The sequence below is a fragment of the Larkinella arboricola genome (assembly GCF_003259745.1).
GTDB lineage: Bacteria > Bacteroidota > Bacteroidia > Cytophagales > Spirosomataceae > Larkinella > Larkinella arboricola.
Genome location: NZ_QLMC01000001.1, coordinates 1,390,038 through 1,402,197, shown reverse-complemented (window position 1 = coordinate 1,402,197; position 12,160 = coordinate 1,390,038). Strand labels below are relative to the sequence as shown.

At 49.4% G+C, this 12,160-nt stretch carries 15 protein-coding genes; 6 read left to right on the top strand and 9 right to left on the bottom strand.

Features of this window, described 5'->3' with window-relative positions:
- Window positions 1-83 precede the first annotated feature (83 nt).
- The 6 genes from LX87_RS05535 to galE form a co-directional block, all read right to left on the bottom strand.
- Window positions 84-485, bottom strand: coding sequence for a hypothetical protein (locus tag LX87_RS05535; RefSeq protein WP_111627141.1), 402 nt, complete (start codon window positions 483-485; stop codon window positions 84-86).
- A 181-nt stretch (window positions 486-666) separates the two neighbouring features.
- Window positions 667-1,389 carry a hypothetical protein gene (locus LX87_RS05530; RefSeq protein WP_111627140.1) on the bottom strand — a complete coding sequence of 241 codons (723 nt, stop codon included), beginning with the start codon at window positions 1,387-1,389 and terminating at the stop codon, window positions 667-669.
- Window positions 1,361-1,795 carry a hypothetical protein gene (locus LX87_RS05525; RefSeq protein WP_111627139.1) on the bottom strand — a complete coding sequence of 145 codons (435 nt, stop codon included), beginning with the start codon at window positions 1,793-1,795 and terminating at the stop codon, window positions 1,361-1,363. The genes LX87_RS05530 and LX87_RS05525 overlap by 29 nt, the downstream gene beginning before the upstream one ends.
- A gap of 428 nt (window positions 1,796-2,223) precedes the next feature.
- Window positions 2,224-3,084, bottom strand: coding sequence for a glucose-1-phosphate thymidylyltransferase RfbA (gene rfbA / locus LX87_RS05520; protein WP_111627138.1), 861 nt, complete (start codon window positions 3,082-3,084; stop codon window positions 2,224-2,226).
- Between the two features lie 108 nt (window positions 3,085-3,192).
- A complete protein-coding gene (rfbB, locus tag LX87_RS05515) occupies window positions 3,193-4,251 on the bottom strand; it encodes a dTDP-glucose 4,6-dehydratase (RefSeq protein WP_111627137.1) in 1,059 nt (352 codons plus the stop codon).
- A 5-nt stretch (window positions 4,252-4,256) separates the two neighbouring features.
- A complete protein-coding gene (galE, locus tag LX87_RS05510) occupies window positions 4,257-5,291 on the bottom strand; it encodes a UDP-glucose 4-epimerase GalE (RefSeq protein WP_111627136.1) in 1,035 nt (344 codons plus the stop codon).
- 312 nt (window positions 5,292-5,603) lie between these two features.
- On the opposite strand from galE, the gene LX87_RS05505 reads away from it, so the two are divergent.
- On the top strand, window positions 5,604-6,476 hold the full coding sequence (locus LX87_RS05505; protein ID WP_111627497.1) for a transglutaminase-like domain-containing protein: 873 nt from the start codon (window positions 5,604-5,606) through the stop codon (window positions 6,474-6,476).
- 35 nt (window positions 6,477-6,511) lie between these two features.
- Here LX87_RS05505 and LX87_RS05500 read toward each other — a convergent pair whose 3' ends face one another.
- Window positions 6,512-7,141: a 4'-phosphopantetheinyl transferase family protein gene (locus LX87_RS05500; protein ID WP_111627135.1), complete on the bottom strand. Its 630-nt coding sequence runs from the start codon at window positions 7,139-7,141 to the stop codon at window positions 6,512-6,514.
- 118 nt (window positions 7,142-7,259) lie between these two features.
- Here LX87_RS05500 and LX87_RS05495 point away from each other — a divergent pair, with 118 nt between their 5' ends.
- From LX87_RS05495 to folB, 3 genes are all read left to right on the top strand, one after another.
- Window positions 7,260-8,162 carry a WD40 repeat domain-containing protein gene (locus LX87_RS05495; protein ID WP_111627134.1) on the top strand — a complete coding sequence of 301 codons (903 nt, stop codon included), beginning with the start codon at window positions 7,260-7,262 and terminating at the stop codon, window positions 8,160-8,162.
- Window positions 8,163-8,285: 123 nt separating this feature from the next.
- Window positions 8,286-9,167: a DivIVA domain-containing protein gene (locus tag LX87_RS05490; RefSeq protein WP_111627133.1), complete on the top strand. Its 882-nt coding sequence runs from the start codon at window positions 8,286-8,288 to the stop codon at window positions 9,165-9,167.
- 93 nt (window positions 9,168-9,260) lie between these two features.
- Window positions 9,261-9,611 carry a dihydroneopterin aldolase gene (gene folB, locus LX87_RS05485; RefSeq protein WP_111627496.1) on the top strand — a complete coding sequence of 117 codons (351 nt, stop codon included), beginning with the start codon at window positions 9,261-9,263 and terminating at the stop codon, window positions 9,609-9,611.
- A 116-nt stretch (window positions 9,612-9,727) separates the two neighbouring features.
- Here the strand turns inward: folB and ytxJ are convergent, their stop codons facing one another.
- Entirely contained in the window at window positions 9,728-10,066 is a 339-nt protein-coding gene (gene ytxJ / locus LX87_RS05480; RefSeq protein ID WP_111627132.1) for a bacillithiol system redox-active protein YtxJ, read from the bottom strand.
- A 65-nt stretch (window positions 10,067-10,131) separates the two neighbouring features.
- Window positions 10,132-10,431, bottom strand: coding sequence for a phosphoribosylpyrophosphate synthetase (locus LX87_RS05475; RefSeq protein ID WP_111627131.1), 300 nt, complete (start codon window positions 10,429-10,431; stop codon window positions 10,132-10,134).
- A gap of 53 nt (window positions 10,432-10,484) precedes the next feature.
- Between LX87_RS05475 and LX87_RS05470 the strand changes: the two genes are divergently transcribed.
- Together LX87_RS05470 and LX87_RS05465 are read left to right on the top strand one after the other, a co-directional pair.
- Window positions 10,485-11,732, top strand: coding sequence for a 3-deoxy-D-manno-octulosonic acid transferase (locus LX87_RS05470; protein ID WP_111627130.1), 1,248 nt, complete (start codon window positions 10,485-10,487; stop codon window positions 11,730-11,732).
- A 30-nt stretch (window positions 11,733-11,762) separates the two neighbouring features.
- On the top strand, window positions 11,763-12,155 hold the full coding sequence (locus LX87_RS05465) for a GxxExxY protein (RefSeq protein WP_111627129.1): 393 nt from the start codon (window positions 11,763-11,765) through the stop codon (window positions 12,153-12,155).
- Window positions 12,156-12,160 lie beyond the last annotated feature (5 nt).

Genomic DNA, 12,160 nt, shown 5'->3' with positions numbered 1-12,160 from the left:
GGAACAGATCTGGTAAAAACGAATGGGGATACTTAAGAACTAGTTGAATATAAGGGTGATCCACCATAAATAACTCGTTCCTATCAACCTCCTTTGCCTACCTTATTACATTCTGGCGGACACAACGGGCCATCGGCTAACTGGCCGGACCGGACGGCGGGCATATCTTTCATTCCGGCTTCAACGGGTTCGCTCAACTCCAGCAGTTCATCCCCGTTTTCATCAACACCGACCAGCACCACCCGGGGCACCAGATGTTCGGAACCGTTGATTTTCTCCCGGCGTTTGGCGTGGTACACCCGGATGCCCACGCACCCCGGCTGACTTAGAATTTGTTGCAGATTGTCGCTGCCAAAAAACTCGGAACGAACGGTATCAGCCTCCGGAATTTGCTGTTCTTTCTTGCGTTGCTGATAGGCACCTTTAAATTCACTGGCTTCGTCTTCTGAAATAAAGCGTCCTGCGCCACTGCTGATTGCACTCATGGTTAAAAAGAGGTTTAACTTAAAAATGGTGGTTGTTATAAGGTTTCAAAGTTGCACAGACTTGTTGTGATAAACAATGGTCTTTTAGCAAACGGAATGTCAAATCATACTTCTATTCTTTTATTTAACTTTAAACTATTAGCCTTTGATTTTAGTAATGCTAACCAATTACTTGCTATATCTAGAGAAAATTGTTTTTATCATATTTACTTACCCAAAGACCAATAGATGAAAATAAAGCAAAAGTTATATACATTATTTGATTCATATTCCAATACAAGTTGAATAGACCAGATTCCGTGTTAATTGAAAGAGCATAATTAGCAAAAAGATAAACAAAAAAAGTACCAGTAAACTGTAAAATTAAACCGCTGCTTATCCAGAAGAGGGAATGCTTTAAAATATCCTTTACATTCATATCCTCTATTAGCTGCCTAAAATAAAATAAAACTACCAACAATTCATATAATCTAGACGATGTCAGTATCCCAGCAGATAACTCATTACTCCGCCAGAAGAAGACACACAGCAAAACAGTTATAAGGGCTCCATAATCAACAAACTTCTTGGTGCTTTTTTTAGTAATTTCAAATCTAAATAAAAGGCAGACAGAAATAACTTCAAAAAAAGCAGATAAATTATAAAGAAATAAGTTGTTTACTTTCCTAACGGCGTAAAGATTTGAAGTAAAGTCTCTAACAATTATTATAAAAAAAAATAATATCAGAAACTTTACTCCTTTTCTTAAAGATCTATACCTTACAACACCAACTATTAATGGAAATATGCTTATTGATTCGGCAATTAAGTCTAACGGATGTTCAGTAAAAATATCGTATAATCTATAAAACATTGGCGCTATGAATATTTTATCCTTAGCAATGTTGAGGACACGGTACTCCATTCGCCAAAGCATCTCGTCCGGCGGGCATGTCTTTCAAACCGGTCGGATCGTCGATATCATCCGTCTCTTTTCCTCTAAACTCCGAATCGCGGGTCAGGCTGCCCAGGAAAATATCTTTGCCTTTTGAGTTTACAGCCGTCAGCACCAGTTGCGGTTTCGGATCACCATTGTCGTCTTTGCCCCTGCCCAATCCGTAATAAATCCGGATGCCGACGCAGTCGTCGTGGCCCAGTAGCTCATTAATCCGATTGATCCCAAAAAACTCGGCGCGGGTGTACGTGTCTTTACCCGACCCCTGCCTTTCTTCTTTAAACTGACGAAAATTGCGGGTTAACATTTCCGCGTCACGATTCCGGATGAAGTCGCCTGCATCGCCCCGGTAGGGTTCTTTTGGATCCTGTGTCATGTTTTCCTGGATGAGAGTTGATCGTTAAGTTCATCCAAAATAGAAAAGAGAGGCAGGAATTACAAGGATAAAGGAAAGTTACTAACAACACAACGTCCTGATATACAGAGATATATCTTACCAAAAACAAGTAAAACTACGTGGTCGAATACGCAGAATCACTTGTGAAAACGAGATCGTCTTATTTTTTTATAAAGAAGGAATTTGTTCTCTGAATTTCTTACTAAATTCCCTGCACATTTGCAGAGACTTGGTACGTTTCATCACCCGATGAGACAAGCCGATTTTCTCATCTCATAGGTTAGGTTTGGAAAAGGCCAGGACTTTGTCCAGGCTTTTTTTTTGATGAAGCCAGCAAGAGGAAACAGGAAGAGAGAAAGAAAGCCGGGAGACAAGAAGGCCGCTTTATCCTTTTCTCCCGGTTTCCGTTATTTCAGTAAATTCAGCAGGTATTGCCCGTAGCCGCTTTTGACCAGCGGCTGGGCGATGGCTTTCAGTTGATCGTCGTTAATGTAGCTCATCCGGTAGGCCACTTCTTCAATGGAACCGATTTTCAACCCCTGACGCTCCTCGATTACTTCCACAAACTGACCCGCCTGCATCAGCGACGCAAACGTCCCCGTATCCAGCCACGCAGTACCCCGGTCCAGAATACCGACTTTCAGTTTGCCACGCTCCAGATACACTTTGTTCACATCCGTGATCTCGTACTCGCCCCGGGGGCTGGGTTCCAGATTCTTGGCAATCTCTACCACGTCATTGTCGTAAAAGTAAAGCCCCGGCACGGCGTAGTTCGACTTAGGCTGCTGCGGTTTTTCTTCAATCGACAGGGCTTTTTTGTTCTCATCGAACTCGACAACCCCGTAACGTTCCGGGTCGTTGACTTTGTAGGCATACACCACTCCACCGTCGGGATCGTTGTTGGATTGCAGAAGTTTCGAAAGACCCGATCCGTAGAAAATATTGTCGCCCAGAATCAGCGCCACTTTGTCTTTGCCGATAAACTCCTCCCCGATCACGAACGCCTGCGCCAGACCGTTCGGCAGGGGTTGCTCGGCATAACTAAACGAACAGCCCACCTGTGCCCCATCGCCGAGCAACTTCCTGAAATTAGGCAGATCGTGCGGAGTTGAAATGATGAGAATTTCGCGAATGCCCGCCAGCATCAGAATCGACAGCGGATAGTAAATCATCGGCTTGTCATAAACCGGCATAAGTTGCTTGCTGACGGCTAATGTCAATGGGTGCAGACGGGTTCCGGAACCTCCGGCCAAAATGATGCCTTTCATAGCTTTTCAATGAGTGAATGAGCGAATGATGGAATGAGTGAATAGCGCTGCGGGGTTAATAATAACAGCGTTATTCACTCATTCCATCATTCGCTCATTCAAAATTGGTTATCGGTTTTCGTACATGGAATCGTAATACTTCTGGTAAGCGCCGGACGTGACATTTTCCAGCCAGTCCTGATTGGCCAGGAACCAGTCAACGGTTTTTTCCAGCCCTTCTTCAAATTGCAGGGACGGCTTCCAGCCCAATTCGTTCATCAATTTGCTGGCGTCGATGGCATACCGAAGGTCGTGGCCCGCGCGGTCGGTTACGTACGTAATGAGTTGGGCCGATGTCCCTTCGGGGCGTCCCAGTTTCCGGTCCATGATGCTGCACAGCAAGTTTACCAAATCAATGTTTTTCCACTCGTTGAAACCACCGATGTTGTACGTGTCACCGTTTTTGCCGTTGTGGTAAATGGTGTCGATAGCCCGCGCATGATCAATTACATACAGCCAGTCGCGCACGTTTTCGCCTTTTCCGTAGACCGGCAACGGCTTGTTGGTCTGGATGTTATGAATCATCAGCGGAATGAGCTTCTCCGGAAAGTGATTCGGACCGTAGTTGTTCGAGCAGTTCGACAGGACAACCGGCAGTTTATAGGTGTTGCCATACGCCCGCACGAAGTGATCGGAAGCCGCTTTAGAGGCCGAATAGGGCGATTGCGGATCGTACGGAGTGGTTTCGACAAAGAAATCTTCGGGGTTGTGCAGCGAACCGTACACTTCGTCGGTCGAAACGTGGTAGAAACGTTTGCCGCTGAAATCGGATTGCCAGCTATTTTTGGCGGCATTGAGCAGATTAACCGTACCCACCACGTTGGTCATTACGAAGGCCATCGGGTCGGTGATTGACCGGTCAACGTGCGATTCGGCCGCCAGGTGAATGACGCCGTCGAAATTCTGTTCCTGAAACAATTGATCCAGAAAGGCAGCATCGGTAATGTCGCCTTTTACGAACGTGTAGTTGGGAGCGTCCTCGATGTCGGTCAGGTTGGCGAGGTTACCGGCATACGTCAGTTTGTCCAGATTAAAAATCTGATAATCTGGATATTTGGCCACAAACAACCGAACGACGTGTGAACCTATAAAGCCGGCTCCGCCGGTAATCAGAATCTTTTTAGCCATAACGATTAACCCGTAACGGTTGATTTTTTCAAGTGCAGATTTTGCTCCCAGCGCCACGCATCGCGCAGCCCGTCGGCCAGTGTTTGTTCGGCCCGCCAGCCCATCACATTGTTTACTTTATCGACCTGAGCGTAGATTTTCTCAACGTCGCCCGGACGGCGTGGCCCAATGGTGTAATTCAGTTTTAACTGGTTAACTTCTTCAAACGTCTTGATCAGTTCGAGCACGGTATTGCCCTGTCCTGTACCCACGTTAAATATATCGTAATAGGAGCTTTCCGATTGCGAATCGAGCAGCCGCAGGGCCTGAACGTGCGCTTTGGCCAGATCAACAACATGGATATAATCCCGGATGCAGGTGCCATCGGGGGTATCGTAATCATTGCCGAAAACCGTCACTTTTTCCCGCAGTCCGGCGGCTGTCTGCGTAATGAACGGAACCAGGTTGCTCGGCACGCCCAGCGGCAATTCGCCAATCAGACCGGACGGGTGAGCCCCGATCGGGTTGAAATACCGCAAAGCAATAGCTTTCAGAGCGGCTCCCGAATGAACGGTATCGCGGATAATGTCTTCGCAAATGGTTTTGGTGTTGCCGTAGGGCGACTGCGCCGGTAGCCGGGGTGTGGCTTCCGTCACGGGCAGTTGTTCGGGCTGGCCATACACCGTACACGACGACGAGAAAACCAGGTTCGAAACCCCGTACCGCTGCATGGTTTCGAGCAGCAGAATGGTCGAATCCAGGTTATTGCGGTAGTACATCAACGGTTTAGCCACCGATTCTCCCACGGCTTTGTGGGCCGCAAAGTGGATGACACCCCCAAGGTTTTCCTTTTCAAAGATTGCGTTCAGCGTTTCCGGATCGTTGCAATCCCCCTCATAAAAGGTAACGTCGCGGTTGAGAATCTGACGCAGCCCCTCCAGGGCCGAACGATCTGAGTTTGAGAAGTTATCGATGATAATCGGTTCAAACCCGGCATTCACCAGTTCCACAACCGTATGCGAACCGATGAATCCGGCTCCGCCAGTGACTAAAATTCTCATGGGAGTGCTTATATGTAAGACGTTATTTCAGGCGTTGAGTTTGTAGTAAGCAAGCAAAAAACTTGCCGTTACGTGCGGGTTGACTGCTAAATTTTATCCACCCTGGTAAGAAAATCATTTTTTATAAAATGGTGTTAAGGATTCAGGACATTTCCTGATTGCCTGCGGGCAAAAGTATAAAATTCACTAGGTTTCTAAAAATAAGTTTTTATCTTCGGGTAGGCCGTCGCAGCACGGCACCACCGAAGCTTCGGGCCACCGATTTGTCAAGGGTTCAACAAACCGGACCGTAACTCTAGTTGGAAGGGCATGATAAACGATAACGAAATAAAAGCGTTGATTTCGCTGTTAGACGATGACGACCAGGAAATCACCGAGCATGTAGAGCAGAAAATTCGTGAATTGGGTGGACAGTTAATCCCGTATCTGGAAAGTGAGTGGGAGGATAGCTTTAGTCCGCTTCATCAGAAGAAAATCGAGGAGCTAATCCACGATCTACAATACCAATCCGTTCTGGACCGCATCCGAATCTGGAAAGAAACAGGGGGCGTCGACCTCCTGGAAGGTTTATGGATTGTGGCAACATACCAGTACCCGGATCTGTCGCTCGACAAACTCCGGCAGGAGATCAAGCAACTTTACCTGGATGTATGGCTGGAAGGTAAATCGGAAATGCACCCGATTGACCAGATCAAGACCTTGAACAGCGTCTTTTTTAATAAGCTCAAGTTTGCCGCCAATACCAAACACTTTCATTCGCCGTCCAATTCGATGATCAACGTCGTCCTGGAAAGCCGGCGCGGTAACCCGATTTCGCTGTGCGTCATTTATATGATGATCGCCCAGCAGCTAGGCTTGCCGGTATACGGTGTCAACCTGCCGAGTCTGTTTGTGCTGACGTATAAAAAAGACCATACGCAGTTTTACATCAACGTGTTCAACCGCGGTCTGGTGTTTTCCAAGTCGGACATTGACCACTACATCGGTCAATTGAACCTGAAACCCGCCGACACCTATTACCAGCCCTGCACCAATCTGGACATTGTCCGGCGCGTACTGCGGAATCTGATGCTGGCGTTTGAGAAAATCGGCGATACCGGGCGTATCAAGGAAGTGGAACAACTGCTGGATGCCGTCAACGACGAAGGCGCCACCCCGCCCCTGTCGGACTATACGAGCAAATAACCTTACGTACCTGCGGGCGCGGGTCCGCAGGTACCCTAAAAGGCCACGGCCAGCATTCCGGGACCGGTTTCGAAGTAGTGAATAGTCAACTTCCGTACATCATCGGGCAAACGAACGTGTCCTGTCAATAACCCCGCACCGTCGGCAAACGGCTCGATGTGCAGGTGTTCGCGGAAGGTGAGCTGGCGTTTCCCGTACAGTTTATAGAGAGCTTCCTTGGCGCACCAGTAAACGGCCAGTCGGCGCAGATCACCATCGGCATGGCGGATTTCGTCGTCGGATAACACCCGCGGTACCACCCGCACAAACTGCTCCCGGAACGGTTCAATATCAATTCCAACGGGTTTGAAATGATGCATAACGGCAGCCGCCCAGCCCGTTGTGTGAGAAAGGGAGATGTGCGCATCCAGCCCGATCAGGTGCGGCTTTCCGTATTCGTCCTTGTACAGCCCCGCGTAGGCCCCGTTCAATTCTACCAGCGCCCGAACAGCCGCCCGGCACGCCAGCCATTCGACGCGCTGGGCCGGGTGCGTGATGGTCAGCAATTCCATCTGCTCCGGAACCGTCAGCGTCAGCAGGGGGCGCAGTTCGTCTTCACTTTCCTCAATTTTCCACAACACCGCCGTACAACTGGCCCCAAGCCGGTGGGTTTGATAAACTGACATAGTCCGAATCTCGATTTGAGGGTGCAATGATAAAGGAAAATGGCGAATCTGAAGCGAAAAAGTGAACGCAGCCACACAGTTTCGCATTTTCCCTTTATCATTGTACAAACTATAGCTAATGCAAGTCCATAAAGTTGATACGTTTGCCGGTCATCGCGACTGCGTCTATACGCTCGATGCGGGCACATCACCAACCGAATTTTTTTCGGCCGGAGCCGATGGTCTGGTGGTTCGCTGGCAATTGGACAAACCGGATCTGGGTACGCTGCTGGCCCGCATTCCGGCTTCCGTTTATGCCCTGGCGTTCGAGCCAGAGCGCGCGCAATTGTGGGTGGGGCAAAATTACGACGGTATTCACGTCATCGATCCGGTTCAGAAGCAGGAAGTTCGGTCGGCTCAGATTACCTCCGCGGCTATTTTTGACATCAAATTCTTTGAAGGTTCGGCCTGGGTAGCCTTGTCCGACGGGGTTGTCGCTGTGATGGACACTGACGAATTCGCCGTTCGTAAACACCTGAAAGTAAGCGAAAAAAGCGCCCGCTGCATTGCCATCAACCCGATCAGCCGGGAAGTGGCCGTGGGGTACAGCGACCACGGCATCCGTATTTTTGACGCCGGTGAATTGACGCTCAAACAGACCATTCCCGCACACAGCAATTCCGTTTTTACGGTCCAGTATTCTCCCGACGGACGGTATTTGCTCTCGGCGGGCCGCGATGCCCACCTGAAAGTCTGGGATGTTGCCGACCGCTACACCGAACAACAGGATATTCCGGCCCACCTTTTCGCCATCAACCACATCTGCTACAGCCCGGACGGCGCGTTATTTGCCACGTGCAGCATGGATAAATCCATCAAAGTCTGGGACGCCGGGAGCTTCCGGTTGCTGAAGGTAATCGACCGGGCAAGGCACGCCGGACACGGTACGTCGGTCAATAAATTACTCTGGAGTTCGTTTCACCAGCAGTTGGTATCGGCCAGCGACGACCGGCTGATTTCGGTCTGGGAGCTTACCCGCTAGCTAAATGATTTGCTTTGTTCTTGGCGATTTCGCAAATTTCAGGATAAAAAATTGATAATTTGGGCCGGATCAGCTTACTTTTAGCAGAAAAGTGAAAGTGATGGCACCATAAACCTTTCCAACATGAAAATAACGCCCATCGAGATTCGGCAGCATACATTTGAAAAGAAAGGATTCGGCGGTTATCGTCCCGAAGAAGTAGATGCTTTTCTGGCGTCTCTTTCGCAGGAATGGGAACGTGTAACAAGTGAAGGAAAAATGCTGAAGATGCAACTCGAACTGGCCGAAAAAGAACTCAGCAAGTTCAAGGACATCGAGATGACGTTGTTTAAAACGTTGAAGACTGCCGACGATACCAGTACGCAGATCACGGATCAGGCTAACAAAGCCGCTGAAAAATACCTAAACGAGTCCAAACAAAAAGCCGACGAAATTCTGGCCGAAGCCCGCAAGCGCTCCACGCTGATGGTGCAGGACGCTGAAAATCAGGCCCGTTACATTAAGGAAAATATTCTCAACGACCTGAAGGCGATGGAACACGACTTCAAGGCGATGGAAAAATACAAGGAAGGACTGATCAAGCAGATTCAGACGCTGGCCAACGGAGCCCTCGAAAACGTTGATCGGTTTGAAAAGAAATTTAATCAGGCGTCCATTCAGGCAAAAATTGACGAGGTGACCGCTCAGCACACCGAAAGCGAGCCCCTCGCAACCAAAGGCACGCCGGCTGCCGACGCTGATTCGGACCTGGTGGACCCCGAAACCCTGCGTGTTGAAACTACGGACGACACCCTGCAACATGAACCCGTTAGACTCGACTCCCCGACCGACGAAGCCGGGTTTGCCGATCCGGTGGCGGCCCAGGGTGCCGAAGCCGCCGAAGCGGGCCTGCCCATTACCGAACCGATAACCGCAGACGAACCAACCGAACCGCAGGCCATTGCGGAAGAACCTCAACCGGAAGGAAAGAAAAAAGAAGCAGGCTCCTTTTTCGATCAGATTTAACAAAAAAGCGGACCCCGAGTCCGCTTTTTTGTTCTACTTTTGGGCGAAACTTTAACCAGTTCGAAACGACGGAAAACCGTTGATTCACTGCCTATGGGAACGATTTCGCTTGAAGGGCTTGAATTTTTCGCCTACCACGGCTTTTATGACGAAGAACAAAAAATTGGCAACAAGTACTCCGTCGACATTACCGTTACCGCCGACCTCTCCGAAGCCGCCCAACTCGACCGCTTAAGCACGACGGTTAATTACGGCGACTTGTACAACATTACCCACGCGGCCATGCAGCAACCCGCCCGGCTGCTCGAACACATCGCCCACAACATCATCGTTGAAATCCGTAAAAAATACCCCCGGGTCGATACCGTCGAGGTGAGCGTATCCAAATTTAACCCACCCATCGGGGGCGTTTGTCACCGGGCGAAAATTACGCTGCGGGGTTAATTCATGGTGTGGCCGCTATAGTTGTGCCGGAATAAAATCGGTTCACAGTTCGTAGAGCCATGAAAAAGCGCCCGGTCTTTTGCAGACACGGGCGCTGGTCAATGCTTTATAGCTGGTTATGCCGATACGACCTGTTGTTTCAGGGTATCGAACGAAATGTCAAAATGAGACGCGTCGTAAACACATTCACCGTTCTGAATCAGCAAGACCTGCGGAGACTGGTGCGGAACGCCAAAATCCTCCGCCACCTGGTTTGACACCGAACGGAACGAAATCAGGTCCAGATAATACGGTTTAATACCAGCCGAATCGCTCCAGTTGCGCTCCATGCGGCTTAATGCTGTTGAGCTGATGGAGCAGCGGATGCTGTGTTTGAAAATCAATACCGGCTGTTCGGCCGACTCTTTCCGGATTTGGTCTAATTGGGCGTTGTCTTGCAGTTTGTTCCAGTTCATAAGGCTTGTTCACACGTAACTACGAGCATATAAGCCGAATGACCCTAAAAAAGTTTCGAACGAAATCACTCAATTTTTAATTTTGCCATCATTTCGTTCGACACCTCGTCGGCATACACCCCGTAGGCACTAACGAGCGTTCCCTTCTGGCCGTCGGTAGACTCAATGGCGTAAAGGATTGAATTATCATCCGGATTGCTCATGCCTTCAAAGCGAAAAACGTCCACAATATGAAACTGTTCGGGCCGGAGTTGTAGGAGGGGCTTATGGCAAATCAGGCAGTCGTTGGCCAGATTGAAATCATGCGTATAACCTTTTTTGTTCAGGTCGTCGAGGGCTTCGACAAGCGTGTCGTACGTTTGCATGGGGTATGAGTTAAGTTTGTAGTTTTGCACATCCGAATCAATCTGCCATCCGCTTGCTCGCTGCACTTTATACCACGTCCATCCGACTCTATCAGGCTACGCTCCAGATTGCGGCCCGGTTTCATCTCAAAGCCCGACTGGCGGTTCAAGGCCGTACGGGATGGATTAAACAAATAAACGCAAAACTCGCCGATAATACCGCACCCATTGCCTGGTTTCATGCCGCGTCTTTGGGTGAATTTGAGCAGGGCCGCCCGGTTATGGAAACCTTTCGGCAGCAATATCCCGGTTACAAAATTCTGCTCACGTTCTTTTCACCATCGGGCTACGAAGTTCGGAAAAACTACGCTGGTGCCGATTTCATTTTCTATTTACCGTTTGATACCCCCGAAAACGCCCGGCGGTTTGTCGAGATGGTGAATCCGGCGATTGCGTTTTTTATCAAGTACGAATTCTGGTACAATTACCTGCGGGAATTGAAAAGCCGTCAGGTTCCGGTTCTCTCCTTTTCCGCCATCTTTCGGCCCGATCAGATTTTTTTCAAACCGTACGGCGGTTTTTACCGGTCGTTCCTGCATTTTTTTGACCACATTCTGGTCCAGAATCAGGAGTCGGTAGACCTGCTGAAAGGCATCGGCATCACTCAGGTAACGCTGGCGGGCGACACGCGTTTTGACCGGGTAAAGCAGGTGGCCGACGCCCGGAAAGAGATTCCGGTGGCCCGGGATTTTAAAGACGGAAAACCGTTGCTGGTGATCGGTAGCGCCTGGCAGGCCGACATGGACGTGCTGATTACATTTCTCAACCGCTTCGACCGGCCATTGAAAGTCATCATTGCGCCCCACGAAATCCACAATGACGAAATCGAACGCTGGCGGAGCCAACTGCCCGGCCAGACCGTGCGGTTTTCGGAAGCCGCAAATCATTCAAGCCTTCAGCCGTTCAACCAGCTTATCATCGACAACATCGGGATGCTTTCCTCCCTCTACCAGTACGGCGAATTTGCTTACATCGGGGGCGCGTTTGGCAAAGGGCTGCATAACATTCTGGAAGCCGCCACGTTCCGGATGCCGCTGTTTTTCGGACCCAATTACGGCAAATTTCAGGAAGCCGTTGATCTGGTGAAGGCCGGGGCGGCTTTTCCGGTGACGGACTCCGCTTCGCTCGAGACGGTTTTCCGGCGGCTTTATGAGGACCCGTCGAAGGCTTCTGCGATTTCTGGTGATTACGTTACTCAGAATACCGGCGCTACGTCTAAAGTGATGGATGTAGTCAACGGGTTGGCTATTTCGCGGAGTTAAGCGGAGGTTAACAGAGTTTAGCGGAGGAGTATGGAGGATAGTAAGTTGTCGTATCAGATTATCAGGGGTGCCATTGAGGTGCATCGGGCGCTGGGGCCGGGGTTGCTGGAATCCGCGTATCAGGAGTGTTTGCACTATGAACTGTCAGAATACGGTTTGTATGTTGAGCGTGAAAAACCGATGCCGATTGTTTACAAAGAAGTTCGGCTAAATCACGGCTATCGAATGGATTTGTTGGTAGAGGGTCGAATCGTTGTCGAAACGAAAGCCGTTGAAGCACTGACCGACGTGCATTTTGCCCAACTGCTCACTTATCTGAAATTAGGTCAATTTCGGTTAGGTTTGTTAATCAATTTTCACGTAACCTTGTTAAAGGAAGGAGTAAGCCGAGTGTTGAATCCTGAGTTGAGAAACTCCGCTTAACTCTA